This is a genomic window from Vitreimonas sp. (genome assembly GCF_036392335.1).
In the GTDB taxonomy this organism is placed as follows: Bacteria; Pseudomonadota; Alphaproteobacteria; order Caulobacterales; family Aquidulcibacteraceae; genus Vitreimonas.
This window is the reverse complement of sequence record NZ_DASVYD010000032.1, coordinates 17,327-31,134: the sequence shown is the minus strand read 5'-3', so window position 1 is coordinate 31,134 and position 13,808 is coordinate 17,327. Positions and strand designations below refer to the sequence as shown.

The window sequence follows — 13,808 nt, the reverse complement described above, 5'->3', positions numbered from 1 at the left end:
GAGATCGACAATCATGATGGTCGCGGCGCGCACGCTTCTTTTCAACGGATCGTACGGCCCGCACTGCGAACACCGATCACGATTCTGGGACAAGAGACCCTTTTCCGAGACACCGCACCCGCAGAACTTGAGCGACTTGACGTGGGCGTCACAATCTCGGGCGGCGACGTAGTTTTCGATCCGCGCGATCTAGCAAGCGCATACGGCCGCGACCTCCCTGGGATTACAACGGCGGAAACGCCGGTGATCGCGCCGCAAACTGCCGAAGAGCACCTCCTAGCCCACAATCTCCGGAACCTTGGCGCTGATACTTGGACGATCAATGCCGCCATTCAGAACCTCCGCAACGAACAATCAGATGAAGCGCTTGCCACCGCTCTACGCCGCCGCGGCGTAAGTGACGCCAATCTTCGCCGCATCATGGATGCGCTCCGACTCGCCAGAGCTAGTCACGCGCCAACGATCCTCGACCTATTCCCGGAAATCGCTTCCGCACGCCCCGGCACGATAGTAAACGCGCGACAAGGGGGCATCCAACGCAGTTGGGGCGAAGTCGTCGAAAGCCGCTATTCCACGCGGGCGCTGGCAGATGGTATTCTTTTGGAGATTTACTCCATCGATCCCAACTACGCTATTGAAGCTCCGACGGATGCTGACCTCGCTACGCCCGATACGCGTAGCGCGTACCTCAACCGTCTTAGCGCGATGAGAGCTGCTGTGCACTTCCGCGAGTATGGCGATGTAACCTTGCTTCAAGCCGAGACCGCGCTCTTTCTACAAGCCCGCGTCGACCAGGCGTATGCCGAGGCAGAACGACTCTATGGCGCAAGGCGACTCAGGGTGCGTCTTTCACGTGGCGAAGCGGTGGGGAATTCTATGGACCGCCAAGTCCACCGAGCACTGCCGGAATTCTACGCGAACCTTGGCGTCGACCTGGGAGGCCAAGTTCGGGTTAATCAGCGGGAATATAATCGATCGGATGAGACCTATCGTATCCCGGATGCCAGAGTCGGTCCTACACATATAGACTGGACCATACGGCGGAAAGGACCTCGCAATAAGCAGATCGTGGGCTTCTTCATGTCCGATTCAGCACCGACGCTCGTCCTTATCTTTCGTCCGAGCCAGCTTGGTGACAATAGCTCATACGCAATTACTCGACCGAGAGATTGACCATGTCGACAGCCCCAGCTCGTTACGTTCCAGCGACTATCAGCGAATTGCTCGATCACCTTGAATTGATGCTAACTATGTCGCCGACATTCAAAGATCGCACGGGATATTTCCCCAAGCACAGCCCAGACTATATTTTTGGCCAACTCTATGACGGGTTGCTCTTATCCAAGAGCGATATCGGTGATGTGCGCTATGAAGCGATCGTTGTGCTCGCCGGCGAGGCTCGCGTTCTCTTTGACGCGGATCCGCAGGATGACAACGGTCAAGCGCACGAAGGTCGAAAGATTATTTTGAAAATGGAAGACATCCTCAATGAGGTGTTTCGTGAGCACGAGAAGCGTCGCGACCGAAAGCGGCGGGACTAACCCACCCCCAACTCAAACCACACGCCCCCACTCCACACACCCAGCTTCCCGTCCCGCGTCTCGGCCCAATCGACCAGCTCATAAGACGGCGCGCGCGCGGAGCACGCGCGCTTCCAACCGTCCGCGCACCAGCACAAACGGCACGGCTCACCTTCGCCGCGCACCTCCACGCGTAGCGGATGCCCTGGCTCCGCTTGCAAGAGGTCGTGGGAGATACATTATCACCCCACCCCGTCAGCGACGAGGAACGCGTTTATGCTCCGCGATAAGCCTCATATTCCCACCACCCATGGCGCAGTGCGAGATCAGCTGAGCTTTATGTTGATCAAGTCCCCCACGTTCGAGGACCCATTTTTTTCCTGGTGGGAGTGTGGAGACGGCCTTTCTGCAGTTAGAGGGAGGGTTGGGCAACATTCGCAAAGAGCTGGGCGAAGATCGATTGCGGCATTGATTGATCTGTCGACCCAAGTGCGCAAGCATTTTGAGGCGGATCCAACCGATAGCAACGGCCGGGCGGCCGAGGGCCGAAAACTGATATTCCAGATGCGCAATATCTTGGACGGGCTCGCGGCGCTCGACGAGTGAGCGCCGATCGATGCGACTGGAAACATAGATGCGTGAGTATAAACAGCACATTCCAGAAACGCCTCGCGATGTGATGGCGCAACTGGGATTCATGGTCCTCAAGGCGCCGACGTTCGAAGACTCTTTCTTCATCGGGCGCAACGTGGATACAGTGTTTCTCGCGCTCAATGGCGGCCTCAGCAACATTCGCAGGGGCCTGGGCGAAGACCTATACGCCGCGCTCGTCAGCCTCTCTGATCAAGTGCGCGCGCATTTCGAGGCCGACCCAACCGATAGCAATGGACGTACAAGCGAGGGGCGTAAACTTCTTTACGAAATGCGCCATATGTTGGAACAACGTTGGCCATACCTCGCGCCCTCGCACGAGGACGACTAACCCACCCCCAACTCAAACCAAACGCCCCCACTCCACACACCCAGCTTCCCGTCCCGCGTCTCGGCCCAATCGACCAATTCGTAGAACGGCGCGCGCAACACGCGCGCTTCCAGCCTCCCGCGCACATGCACGTACGGGCGCGGTTCGGCTTCGCCGCGCGTCGCGACGCGCAGCGGATGTTCGGGGCCGGCTTGGACGATGTCGCCGACATTGGTGGTGAACACGATGCTTTGATCGCGGCCCTCACCCACACGATCCGCGCGGATGGCCACGAAGGGCGCGTCCTCCACTTTAACCACGATCTTCTCGACGGGTGTCACGAGATAGGTTTGGCCGTCCGCGTCCTTGCGCAAGATCGAGGCGAAAAGCTTGACCAGCGCTTCGCGCGTGATGCGCGTTCCCTCGTGCTTCCACATCCCATCGGCCATGATTTCCATGCCGATGTCCCCGCAATGGGCGGGGTTCCATTTGTCGACGGGAGGCGGACCTTTGTCGCCAGAGCCAGCTTCCCGCTTGAGAGCGGCGAGCAATTGCTCCAGGGACGAGGTGTTTTCCGGGGTCGTCATAATTCGGCCAGCATACAAGCGAGCTTCGCGCCCATGAGCAATCTCGACAATCCACAGGACCTGGTCGCGGAGGCCGAGGCTGCCGGCGAAGCCCTAGCACAGGTGCGGGCCGAGATCGGCAAAGCCGTGTTCGGCCAGGAACGCGTCATCGAATTGACGCTGGCGGCGGTATTGGCGGGCGGCCACGTGCTGCTGGTCGGCGCGCCGGGCTTGGCCAAGACGCGGCTGGTGGAAGCGACCGCGCGCGTGCTGGGGCTCGATTGGGGCCGCGTGCAATTCACGCCGGATCTGATGCCGGCGGATATTCTGGGCTCCGAAGTTTTGGATCAGGACGAAGCTGGCCGCCGCCATTTCCGCTTCGTCAAAGGCCCGATCTTCACGCAGCTGCTGATGGCCGACGAAATCAATCGCGCCAGCCCGCGCACGCAATCGGCGCTGCTGCAAGCGATGCAGGAACATCACGTCACAGTTGCTGGCGTCGCGCACGACGTGCCCCGCCCCTTCCACGTGCTCGCGACGCAAAATCCGATCGAGCACGAAGGCGCCTACCCTCTACCCGAAGCGCAACTTGACCGCTTCTTGCTGCAAGTCGACGTGCCGTATCCGGATGCGGAGATTGAGCGCAAGATTTTGATCGAGACGACAGGTCTCGATGATGTGCAGCCGCAGACGATCCTCGACGCCGACAAGCTGATGCGCTTGCAGCGCCTGGTGCGCTCGATGCCGGTGGGCGAAAAGGTGCTCGCCGCGATCCTCGAACTCGTGCGCTCGGCCCGACCCGGTTCGAGCCACGATCCGCGTGTGAACCAGCATGTCGCCTGGGGCCCTGGCCCACGCGCTGGCCAAGCTCTGATGCTGGCCGTGCGTGCGCGTGCATTGCTGCGCGGGCGCTTGGCGCCGGCGGTGGACGATGTCGCCGCGCTCGCGCGTCCGGCCTTGGTGCATCGCATGCAGCTCAGCTTCGGCGCGCGCGCGGAAGGCTTGGACATCGACAGCCTCGTTGATGATTTGGCCGAGAAGGCCGCTTGAACGATCGCGCGCGCCTCGATGCGCTGGCGCTGGCTGGCGATTTGCCGGGCGTCTTGCTCGACGCGAAGCGGCTCGCGGCGAGCGCGCCGGGCGTCCACGGGCGCCGTCGCGCCGGCCAAGGCGAAGCGTTCTGGCAATATCGCGACCACCGCGCCGAGGATGGCGCACGCTTGGTCGATTGGCGCCGCTCCGCGCGCGGCGACCGCTTCTTCGTGCGCGAACAAGAACGCGAAGCCGCGCAGACCGCATGGTTCTGGATCGATCCCGACGCCGGTTTCAATTGGACAAGCGATGCGTCGCGACCAACGAAGCTACATCGCGCCCGCGCGATCGCCCTAGCGCTTGGCATCCTGCTCTCGCGCGGCGGCGAGCGTATCGGCGCATTGGGACACGCGCCCCGCTCCGGCGCGCGCGCCGTGGATCGGCTGGCGCATGATTTTCTGGCGCCTTCGCACGATGTCGAAGCGCCAGCGCGTTCGTGCGTCATCTTCCTGAGCGATTTTTACGCCCCCGTCGAAACCTGGCGCGCGCGGCTGCATGCGTGCGCCGCTGCGGGCGCGACCGGCGCGTTGGTGATGATCGCCGATCCGGCGGAAGAGGATTTCCCCTTCCGTGGCCGCACGCTTTTTCAAGCGCCGGGCAGCCGGACGGAAACACTGATCGGCCGCGCCGAGGCCGCGCGCGACACCTACACCGAACGGCTTGAAACGCACCGCCGCGCCATCCGCGCACTTGGCGCGGAGTTTCACTTCCCCGCCCTGCTGCATCGCACCGATCACAACGCCTCACTCGCGCTGGCCATGCTGATCGCCCTCGTCTCGGAGCGGTTCGCGTGACACTGGGGCCTTTTCTGTTTGGCGCGCCAGCTGCGCTGTTGGCTCTGCTTGCGCTCCCGGCGCTCTGGTGGCTGATGCGCGCCACGCCGCCGCCGCCGCAACGCGCGGCATTCCCGCCAGCACGGCTGCTCGAAGGCCTGCGCACGGACGATCAAAGCAAGGAACGCGCGCCGTGGTGGCTGGTGCTGTTCCGCATTTTGGCGGCGGCACTCCTGATCTTGGCTTTCGCACGACCGAGCCTGGCGCCCACCGCCGCCGAAAGCGCGCAAGGCGGACGTACCTTGATCGTGATCGATGACGGCTGGCCCTCGGCGCCGTTCTGGAGCGACACGCGCGCCGCCGCGATCGCCGCCGTCAGCCAAGCCGAGCGCGCCAACGCGCCGGTGTTCTTGCTGCTCACCGCGCCGAACGTGCCCGCGCGCGATCCCGGCGAAGCCATGACGGCGGCGGACGCGAAATCGCGCATCGGACGCTTGGAGCCACGCGGCTGGCGGCCAAACCGCGCCGACGCTGCTGCGCGCCTCGCCCGCACCCAAGCCAATTTCGATCGCATCATCTGGATCAGCGACGGCTTGAACGACGACGGCGCGGCCGCGCTCACCGCCGAATTGCAGCGTCGCGGCCAGCTGACGGTGCGCCTGCCGGCACAAACCGCGCGTGCGATCGTAGCGGGCTCAGTCACCCCGCAGGGCGTGACAGCTGATCTGCGCCGCGCGCCGAATGGTTCGGCTGTCGCCGCGATTGCGGCGGAGACGGCGGAGGGCCGTTCGCTCGGCGCGGCGGAGGTGAACTTCCAAGGCGACGCGCTGACAGCGTCGGGCCGCATCGATCTGCCGCCCGAGATCGCCGCGCGCGCGGCGCGTGTGCGTATTGTCGGCGAACAGAGTGCGGGCGCTGTCCATCTCTTGCCGGCCGGCGCGGGGCGTCCGTTTGTCGGCTTGGTCGATCCAGGCGGCGCGGGGCAGCCTTTGCTATCCGAACTCTTCTACGTCGAACGCGCGCTGCAACCGTTCGCCAGCTTACAGCGCGGAACCGTGAGCCAACTCATCAGTGCGCGCGCACAAGCTCTGATCTTGCCCGACGCCAGCCCCGTCGCGCCGACGGATCGTGCGGCGCTCGAGAATTGGCTCGAAAACGGCGGCTTGCTCGTGCGCTTCGCCGGGCCGCGCCTAGCCGATGAGGCAGACGAACTTGTGCCGGTGCGTCTGCGCCCCGGCTCACGCACGCTCGGAAGTGCGCTCGCGTGGGAAACACCGCTTGGCATTGGCGCGTTTCCAGCGGACTCGCCGTTCGCCGGCATCGATCCGCCCGCGGACGTGAGCGTGCGTCGGCAAGTTTTGGCGGAGCCGGCCTCGTTGGAAGAGGCGCGCGTGTGGGCGACGCTCTCGGACAATTCCCCCCTCGTCACCGCGCAGCCGCGTGGACGCGGCCTCGTCGTGCTTTTCCATGTCAGCGCGGGACCGGAATGGTCTGATCTGCCGCTCTCCGGTCTCTTCGTCGAAGTGTTGCGCCGCACGCTCGCCTTCTCCGCCCGCGCGGACGGGGCGGGCGAGCGCGAGATCACCGGCGGGCCGTTCGTGGCGCAGCGCGTGTTGGACGGCTTCGGCTCGCTTTCGCCAGCTTCGCCCGATGTGCAGCCGATTGCACCGGAGGCGTTTGCGTTGGCGCAGCCCTCGCCCAACACGCCGCCTGGTCTCTATGAACGCGCGGGCCTCAGCGCGGCGATTGATGCGGCGCGGCCTGATGAAGCGCTCTCTCCCTTGGAATTGCCAAGCGATGTCGAGCGTGCCGGTCTGGGCAATGTGATTGATCGCCCATTGGCAGGATGGTTGTTCGGCGCCGCCGCCGCTTTGCTGGCGATTGATTTGATGATCGCGCTCTTCTTGTTAGGGCGTTTGCCCCGCTTAGGGCGCGGCGCGATGGCGGCGCTTCTGACGTTCTTTGTCCTTGGCGGCGTGGATGCGCACGCGCAGACCGATCCGACGCAGACGCTGCGCCTCGCCTACGTCCGCACCGGCGACGCACGCATCGATCGCACGTCCGAGCAAGGCTTGCAGGCGCTTTCTGACATTCTGACTGAGCGCACCTCTGTCGAGCCTGGCCCACCTGTCGGCGTGAACCTCGCGAGCGACGATCTCTCCGCCTACTCGTTCCTCTATTGGCCGGCGCCAAGTTCGCCCCAGCGCATGAGCGATGCGGCGATCTCCAACATCGATCGCTATCTCGCCATTGGCGGCTTGCTGCTGGTCGATACGCGCAATGCAGGCGGCTCCAACACACGGCCCGCGCAAGCCATGCTCTCCGGCGTCGACGTGCCGCCGCTGGAGCAAGTCACGACGCAGCACGTGCTGGCGCGCGCATTTTATCTGATGCGTTCCTTTCCCGGGCGTTCGCAATCGACCCAACTCTGGGCCGAGAGCGCGTCCGCCGCCTCCTCGCGCGACGGCGTGGCGGCGATCTTCATCGGCGACGGCGATTGGGCGTCAGCTTGGGCAGGACAAGTCAGCAACGCGCGTCAGCGTGAATTGGCGCTGCGCTTTGGCGTCAACCTCGTCATGGTCTCGCTCACCGGCAATTACAAAGCGGACCAGGTGCATGTCCCCGCGCTTCTCGAACGCATGGACAACGAGCGGCGATGATAGCGGGCGCGCGCATCGGCTTTGATCCGGCTCTGCCGACCTCGGCGCTGATCGCCCTGGGCGTGCTCGCGGCGCTTTCGCTTGCGGTTTACGTGTGGCGGCGCGGCGGCGCGCCGATCTTGCGCGCAGCGGGCCTAGCGTTCGTGTTCATCGGCATCACGCAGCCGCAATGGGTGCGCGAAACGCGCGAACCCGCGAACGATGTCGCGCTGATCGTGGTCGACCAAAGCGAGAGCTTGGCGCTGGCCGGCCGCCGTGACGCGGCCCGCGCCGCCGGCGATGCGATGGCGGAGCGCTTGTCGCGCGAGGCTGGTGTCGACGTGCGGGTACGTGAAGCGCGCGGCGGGCCGGATGGCACGATGATCACGTCGGTGATCTCGGACGCATTGAGCGACGTCGCGCCGGAGCGCATTGGCGGCGTCATCGTGGTGACGGATGGCCAAGCCGCCGATCCGCCGGCGGAGCCGCGCCGCTTGGCGGAGCTCGGCCCCGCGCACATTCTTATCGTCGGCGATCCAGATCGTGGCGACCGCCGGCTTGAACTCGTGTCGGCGCCCACCTTCGGCATTGTCGGCGAACCAATGCGCGTAACGGGGCGCGTGATCGACAATACGGGAAATGCGCAAGTGCGCGTGCGCGTGACCATCGATGGTCAACACGCCACGGAAACGGTCGTGCGCGCCAACCAAGACTTCTCCGTCAATGTTCGGCTCCCTCGCCGCGGCCGCAACATGGTGATGTTGGAGGCGGACGGCGGCCCACAGGAGATCACGCTCGCCAACAACCGCCAAGCCTTCGCGGCGAACGGCGTGCGCGATCGGCTGCGCGTGCTGCTGGTCACCGGCACGCCACATCCGGGTGCGCGCGTCTGGCGCAATCTTCTGAAATCCGATCCGGCCGTCGATCTGGTGCACTTCTCGATCCTGAGGCCGCCGGACAAACAGGATTACACGCCGCTCAACGAGCTTGCGCTGATCCCCTTCCCAACAGAGGAATTGTTCGAACGCCGCTTGGGCGAGTTCGATCTGATCATTTTCGATCGCGCGCCGCAGCGCGGGATCTTGCAGGCGTATTATTTCGCCAGCATCGCGCGCCGCGTCGAACAAGGCGGCGCGCTGTTGATCACGGCGGGCGAAACCGAAGCTGGGCTCGATGGGCTTTATCGCACCGCCCTCGCGGGCATCTTGCCCTCACAACCAACGGGGCAAGTGATCGATCGGGCCTATCGGCCGGCGCCGACAGCGCTTGGTTCACGTCACCCTGTTGTGCGCGGCTTGCCTACGCCGGAACGTTGGGGGCGCTGGACGCAACAGGTGGGCGCACGCGCGACGAGCGGTCAGACCGTACTTGCCGGCGCCGATGGTCAGCCGCTCTTGGTGCTCGATCGCGCCGGCGCTGGGCGCGTGGCGCAACTTTGGTCGGATCAGCCGTGGCTCTGGGCGCGCGGCTATGATGGCGGCGGACCGCATGGCGAATTGCTACGACGTCTCGCGCACTGGCTCATGCAGGAACCCGAACTGGAAGACGAACGCTTGTCGCTCGATCCCAACACGCGCGGGCTTGAGATCGAACGCTCGACTCTGGGCGCGGCGCCCGGCCCGATCGAACTGATTTCGCCCTCTGGCGAACGCACGCAAGTGCAACTCGGCGAGAACGCGCCAGGCCTATGGCGCGGCGAAGCGCCGGCGACTGAGCAAGGCTTGTACGAAGCGCGCAGCGGCAATCTGCGCGCGTTCGCGGCGGTCGGCCCGCTCAACCCGCGCGAGGCTGCCGCACTCGCGGCTGATCCCGAAATCCTGCGCCCGTTCGCTAACGCGACCGGCGGCAGCGTGACGCTTACCGGCGAAGACGGTCGCCGTCTGCCGGAGATCCGCCGTATCGATCGCGGCGCGAACGCGGGCGGCGGCGATTGGATCGGTATTGAACGCAATGGCGCCTATGTGGTGCGCGCGGCGACAGCCTCGCCGCTCGGCCCGGGTTGGCTCTGGGCGGTGCTGGGCACGGCGTTGCTGATGCTGGGATGGCGACGCGAGTCGCTTTAGCGCGCGGCGCCTGTAGCGTGCGCGGCGTATTTGGTGTCGATGCCCTTGATGTGCGAGCTCAGCCAGAATTTCAGAAACTGGAAGAATTCATCACTGGCGACGCCGCCAACCGCTCGAATTTGCGTGGCGAACGCGCCATAGCGCGAAAGCAAGCTCGCATGCAGCGCTTTGTGGCTGCTGAAACCTGGATAGCCGACGCGCTGCATATAGGCTTCTTCGTGCGCAAAATGCTCAGTGCAAGCTTCGCCGAGTTTGGTGACGAGCGTATTGATCACGGCGCCTTGTTTGCCGGCCGCCTGCGCGTCGTAGATTTGATTCATGATATCGAGCAAGCCGTGGTGTTCGTCGTTCATCGCCTTGACGCCAATGTCCAGCGACTTGTCCCAGTTCATGATCGGCATGTGCGGCCCCTGCAATCCAACCGCAACATTGCGGCCTCGAATTTTCTTTCGGTAAACGCCGCTGCACTTCGGGCGCCGTCATCACCCAAGGGCAGGCCGCGCAAGCGCCCCCGCGATTGAGCTGTAATTGCCTCCGACAACCGCCGGTTTCAGGCGCATCCTCGCGGCACGCTCAATTATGCGCCGGGCGCCGTCTGGGAGACCCAAAACGCGCACCCCCGCTACCGATCCTTAAGCGCGCCATCTGAATTCCTTCCTGTGCGTGCCCGCGCAGATCGCGCGGCCCCGAGAGGAAGACGGAATGCTAAATTCGATCCATCAGCGGATGAGCGTTGGCGCCCGCTTGGGCCTGATCGCGGGCCTCATGATGATCCCAGTGCTGATGTTCGCCGGGCTGTTTGTGGCGCAGGCCCTGAAGGAAATTCACTTCGCCGAGCGCGAGATGGCGGGCGCCGACTACATCCAGGCGATGTGGACCCAGTTCGAATCAGAAGGCGGCGCGCCGCCGGCTGAGGTGATCCAAGCGCGGGAGCGCTTTGACCCCATGCTGGGTACGCGCGCTGCGGCTGACGCCTTTCTCACCCAACAAGATCCGCAGTCGCGGCGTGAAGCTGGGCGCGCCTTCTTTGTCGCGGTCGCGGACGCTTCGAACCTGACCTTGGATCCCGATCTCGATTCCTATTATGCGATGGACATCGTCATCATCCGCATTCCGGCGCTGCACGATGCGATGGCCCAGCTTGCCGCAAGCGCGGCCGCGCCCGACGACATCGCTTCCCGAGCGGTCGCGCTCGATCGGACCCGGGCGGCGAGTGAAGCGCTCAACAGCTCCGTCGACGCCGCCATCAGCGGCAATGGAGACGGCGGAACGCGTCAGGCGCTGCGCGACCCCGCCCAGACTTTGGGCGACGTTGTCTCTGACTTGATCGCGCGCGCCGAGCGTGGAGAGGCCATTTCCGAGGACGAATTTGATCGCGCTGCCGACGGACTTTGGCTCGCCGCTGGCAACGAATTGGATCGCCTGCTCGCGGCCCGTATCGCGCGCCTGTCCTTCAACATGTACGCTTGGCTCGCCGCATCATTGTTCGCACTTCTTATTGCGACAGGCCTCATCATGGCGATTAGCCGCGCGATGGCCGGGCGCATTCATGATCTGGTCGGCGCGATGAGCCAGCTCGCGGAAGACAACGCCCAGGTGGCTATTCCCTGCCAACACGACACCAACGAGACAGGCAAGATTGCACAGGCGCTCACCGTGTTCAAAGCCAGCCTCGTGCAGCGTCTGCGCCTCGAGGCGGAGGCAGCCCTCGTCCACGAACAGACTGCGGAGAAGCTACGCCAAATGCAGGCGCAGCATGAGGACTCCACCAAGGAACTTGCGTTCGTTGTCGATGCAGTGAAGCGCGGCCTCAATCAGCTCTACGACGGCGACCTCACCTACCGCATGAGCGAGCGCTTTCCGGAGAATTTCAAGTCCATCCGCATGGACTTCAACCAAACGGCCAGCCGGCTTGAAGAAACCATGCGCGCCATTCTGCACGCGGCTGAATCCATGCGGGCCACGGCGCGGAGCATTTCTTCGAGCGCCGACAATCTTTCTCACCGCACCGAGCAGCAAGCCGCCGGCCTGGAGGAAACCGCCGCGGCGCTCGAGCAAATCACCGCCACAGTGCAAAACAACGCCGGCAACGCTCAGCGCGTACGCGAGGTCGCCACGGAGGCCGGCAACGAAGCGGCCGCGAGCGGCGTCGTGCTCACGCGCACCCGTGATGCGATGGCCAAGATCGAGCGCTCTTCAAACGAGGTCGGTCGAATCCTCGGCGTAATCGACGAGATTGCATTCCAGACCAATCTGCTCGCACTCAACGCCGGCGTCGAAGCCGCCCGCGCTGGTGAGGCCGGTCGCGGCTTCGCGGTGGTGGCCACCGAAGTGCGCGCTCTCGCGCAGCGTTCGTCGGAGGCGGCCAAGGACATCAAGCAATTGATCACCTCTAGCACCGTCGACGTCGAAACCGGCGTGGGCCTTGTCGGCGATACTGCGGAAGCTCTTGAACGCATCGCCCAGCGCGTCGCCGAGATCAACGCGCTCGTGGCCACGGTCGCCGCCTCGGCCGACGAGGAAGCGCGCGGCGTCGCCGAAGTGAATGCTGCGGTGACGCAAATGGATCAGATCACGCAACAGAACGCGGCCATGGTGGAAGAGAGCACCGCCGCAAGCCACGACCTCGCCGAAGAAGCGGATACGCTGGCCAAACTGGTACAGCGCTTCAAAGTCGGTTCGATGAACCTGGAAGCGGCGGCGCGCGCTCACGGCGAGTGGCGGGAGAAACTGCACGCCGCCATCATCAAGTGCGAACGCGTTGACGCCCAGACGATTGCCCGTGACGATTGCTGCGAACTTGGCCGATGGCTGCATGGCGCTGGCAAGCTTAGCCATGGCGCGAGCACACGCTTCCGCGATCTTGCCCAAAAGCACGCGACTTTCCATCTGGAAGCGGGCCGCGTAGCCGTGGCGATCAATGCCCGGCAATACGATCAAGCGTCGGCGATGCTGGAGCCGAGCACACCGTTCGCCAGCGCCAGCACGGCGGTCGTCGCCGCGATTGGCCTTCTCCAAAGCGACATGTCCCGCGCCGCCGCTTAGCGCCGTCGCTGACACGAACCTGACGCTCGGCTTCCGAAGGCGATCAGGTTGGCTTCGCTAGGGTTGTTCTTGTCAGACGGGCCGATGGCCACGCGAGACGAACAACCCTTGCGGAGCACAGAACATGAAAAACAAGTTTCTCACGGCCGCTGCGGCCCTGGCGATCCTGACCAGCATGGCGGCGACCCCGGCCATGGCGCAGAACCGGACCGTTATCAGCCAAGTTGGCCGCGACAATGGCGTCGCTGCCTCACAACAAGGCCGTGGCAACCGCGTGGCGGTCGATCAAGCGGGCCGCGTCAATTACGCGCGCGGCGTGCAAACCGGCAACCGCAACTTCCTGCGCATGAACCAAGGCGGCACGCGCAACGAAGCCGTCACCGATCAGCTCGGCGACGACAACCTCGCCGTCACGGGCCAGGAAGGCCGCAATCTGCGCGCCGGCATCGTGCAGACGGGCCGCGGTAACGTCTCGGGCATCGCCCAAATCGGCAACGGCTCCATCGCCACCACCGAGCAAACGGGCGTGAACAACACGACGGGCGTCATCCAAGTTGGCAACAACCAAGACGCGCACGTCACCCAGCGCGGCAACGGCAATATCAGCGTCGTGATCCAAGGCGGCCAATAACCGTCAGCGACGCAAGGGAGCGGAGGAGCGCTTTCCCCCCGGGCGCTCCTCCCACCCCCTTCGCTCTTCACCTCCTTCATTGGAGACTTGGAAATGTGGAAGTCAGTTCTCACCGCCACCGCCTTGATCGCCGCGAGCGCCTGCGCCGCGAGTGCGCATCCGGAACCATCGCCGGTTCGTGCGACACCGATCGCATATGAGAGCGACGCGGTGGAGTGCATGGTGCGGCGCACGCCGACCTTGCATGGCGTGCGGCTGGAAGCGTTGGCGCGCGGTGATCGCGACGCTTACGGCGATTACGAGTTCGTCATTACCAAGGGCGGCGCGGGCGGTTCGTCCGACATCGTTCAGGAAGGCGAATTCGACTTGAGCGCCGGCCAGCAAGTCCTCGGCGAAGCGGAATTCAGCATGGGCCGGCGTGACTATTACCGGGCGCGCCTGGTGCTGCGCGACGGCGGCGGCGTGGTCTGCCGTGATGAATTGCGCTCGTAAGTGAATTGGATTTGGGAGCTCGTGTG

General features: G+C 64.4%; 13 protein-coding genes. 10 read left to right on the top strand and 3 right to left on the bottom strand.

Annotation, left to right across the window (positions count from 1 at the left end):
* Window positions 1-141: 141 nt before the first annotated feature.
* Both VF769_RS07535 and VF769_RS07530 read left to right on the top strand, forming a co-directional pair.
* A complete protein-coding gene (locus VF769_RS07535) occupies window positions 142-1,173 on the top strand; it encodes a hypothetical protein (protein ID WP_331007774.1) in 1,032 nt (343 codons plus the stop codon).
* Between the two features lie 2 nt (window positions 1,174-1,175).
* Complete coding sequence (locus VF769_RS07530) at window positions 1,176-1,541, top strand: hypothetical protein (protein WP_331007773.1); 366 nt, start codon at window positions 1,176-1,178, stop codon at window positions 1,539-1,541.
* Here VF769_RS07530 and VF769_RS18530 read toward each other — a convergent pair.
* Window positions 1,538-1,741, bottom strand: a complete 204-nt coding sequence (locus VF769_RS18530; RefSeq protein ID WP_414731770.1) for a hypothetical protein — start codon at window positions 1,739-1,741, stop codon at window positions 1,538-1,540. The two genes, VF769_RS07530 and VF769_RS18530, sit on opposite strands and share 4 nt — an antisense overlap.
* A 413-nt stretch (window positions 1,742-2,154) precedes the next feature.
* Here VF769_RS18530 and VF769_RS07525 point away from each other — a divergent pair, with 413 nt between their 5' ends.
* Window positions 2,155-2,502, top strand: coding sequence for a hypothetical protein (locus VF769_RS07525; protein WP_331007772.1), 348 nt, complete (start codon window positions 2,155-2,157; stop codon window positions 2,500-2,502).
* On the opposite strand, the gene VF769_RS07520 is transcribed toward VF769_RS07525, so the two are convergent.
* Window positions 2,499-3,068, bottom strand: coding sequence for a DUF1285 domain-containing protein (locus VF769_RS07520; protein ID WP_331007771.1), 570 nt, complete (start codon window positions 3,066-3,068; stop codon window positions 2,499-2,501). The two genes, VF769_RS07525 and VF769_RS07520, sit on opposite strands and share 4 nt — an antisense overlap.
* Before the next feature lie 33 nt (window positions 3,069-3,101).
* Between VF769_RS07520 and VF769_RS07515 the strand changes: the two genes are divergently transcribed.
* From VF769_RS07515 to VF769_RS07500, 4 genes are read left to right on the top strand one after another with little or no spacing between them, the layout of a single operon-like run.
* Entirely contained in the window at window positions 3,102-4,097 is a 996-nt protein-coding gene (locus VF769_RS07515) for a MoxR family ATPase (protein WP_331007770.1), read from the top strand.
* Window positions 4,094-4,933 carry a DUF58 domain-containing protein gene (locus tag VF769_RS07510; RefSeq protein WP_331007769.1) on the top strand — a complete coding sequence of 280 codons (840 nt, stop codon included), beginning with the start codon at window positions 4,094-4,096 and terminating at the stop codon, window positions 4,931-4,933. The genes VF769_RS07515 and VF769_RS07510 overlap by 4 nt, the downstream gene beginning before the upstream one ends.
* A complete protein-coding gene (locus VF769_RS07505; RefSeq protein ID WP_331007768.1) occupies window positions 4,930-7,572 on the top strand; it encodes a DUF4159 domain-containing protein in 2,643 nt (880 codons plus the stop codon). The genes VF769_RS07510 and VF769_RS07505 overlap by 4 nt, the downstream gene beginning before the upstream one ends.
* Window positions 7,569-9,614, top strand: a complete 2,046-nt coding sequence (locus VF769_RS07500; RefSeq protein ID WP_331007767.1) for a hypothetical protein — start codon at window positions 7,569-7,571, stop codon at window positions 9,612-9,614. The genes VF769_RS07505 and VF769_RS07500 overlap by 4 nt, the downstream gene beginning before the upstream one ends.
* Here VF769_RS07500 and VF769_RS07495 read toward each other — a convergent pair.
* Window positions 9,611-10,015, bottom strand: a complete 405-nt coding sequence (locus VF769_RS07495) for a bacteriohemerythrin (protein ID WP_331007766.1) — start codon at window positions 10,013-10,015, stop codon at window positions 9,611-9,613. The genes VF769_RS07500 and VF769_RS07495 overlap by 4 nt on opposite strands.
* A gap of 301 nt (window positions 10,016-10,316) precedes the next feature.
* On the opposite strand from VF769_RS07495, the gene VF769_RS07490 reads away from it, so the two are divergent.
* From VF769_RS07490 to csgH, 3 genes are all read left to right on the top strand, one after another.
* On the top strand, window positions 10,317-12,659 hold the full coding sequence (locus VF769_RS07490; protein WP_331007765.1) for a methyl-accepting chemotaxis protein: 2,343 nt from the start codon (window positions 10,317-10,319) through the stop codon (window positions 12,657-12,659).
* 124 nt (window positions 12,660-12,783) lie between these two features.
* Window positions 12,784-13,290 (top strand): curlin-associated protein, encoded by a 507-nt coding sequence (locus VF769_RS07485; protein ID WP_331007764.1) that lies wholly within the window; start codon window positions 12,784-12,786, stop codon window positions 13,288-13,290.
* A 93-nt stretch (window positions 13,291-13,383) separates the two neighbouring features.
* Entirely contained in the window at window positions 13,384-13,782 is a 399-nt protein-coding gene (gene csgH, locus VF769_RS07480) for a curli-like amyloid fiber formation chaperone CsgH (protein WP_331007763.1), read from the top strand.
* Window positions 13,783-13,808: the final 26 nt, after the last annotated feature.

What these genes read in the sequence shown, in the direction of transcription:
- VF769_RS07490 (WP_331007765.1), top strand. Translation starts at nt 10,317, where the DNA reads ATGCTAAATTCGATCCATCAGCGGATGAGCGTTGGCGCCCGCTTGGGC.
- VF769_RS07485 (WP_331007764.1), top strand. Translation starts at nt 12,784, where the DNA reads ATGAAAAACAAGTTTCTCACGGCCGCTGCGGCCCTGGCGATCCTGACC.
- VF769_RS07495 (WP_331007766.1), bottom strand. Translation starts at nt 10,015, where the DNA reads ATGCCGATCATGAACTGGGACAAGTCGCTGGACATTGGCGTCAAGGCG.
- VF769_RS07525 (WP_331007772.1), top strand. Translation starts at nt 2,155, where the DNA reads ATGCGTGAGTATAAACAGCACATTCCAGAAACGCCTCGCGATGTGATG.
- VF769_RS07530 (WP_331007773.1), top strand. Translation starts at nt 1,176, where the DNA reads ATGTCGACAGCCCCAGCTCGTTACGTTCCAGCGACTATCAGCGAATTG.
- csgH (WP_331007763.1), top strand. Translation starts at nt 13,384, where the DNA reads ATGTGGAAGTCAGTTCTCACCGCCACCGCCTTGATCGCCGCGAGCGCC.
- VF769_RS07520 (WP_331007771.1), bottom strand. Translation starts at nt 3,068, where the DNA reads ATGACGACCCCGGAAAACACCTCGTCCCTGGAGCAATTGCTCGCCGCT.
- VF769_RS07515 (WP_331007770.1), top strand. Translation starts at nt 3,102, where the DNA reads ATGAGCAATCTCGACAATCCACAGGACCTGGTCGCGGAGGCCGAGGCT.
- VF769_RS07500 (WP_331007767.1), top strand. Translation starts at nt 7,569, where the DNA reads ATGATAGCGGGCGCGCGCATCGGCTTTGATCCGGCTCTGCCGACCTCG.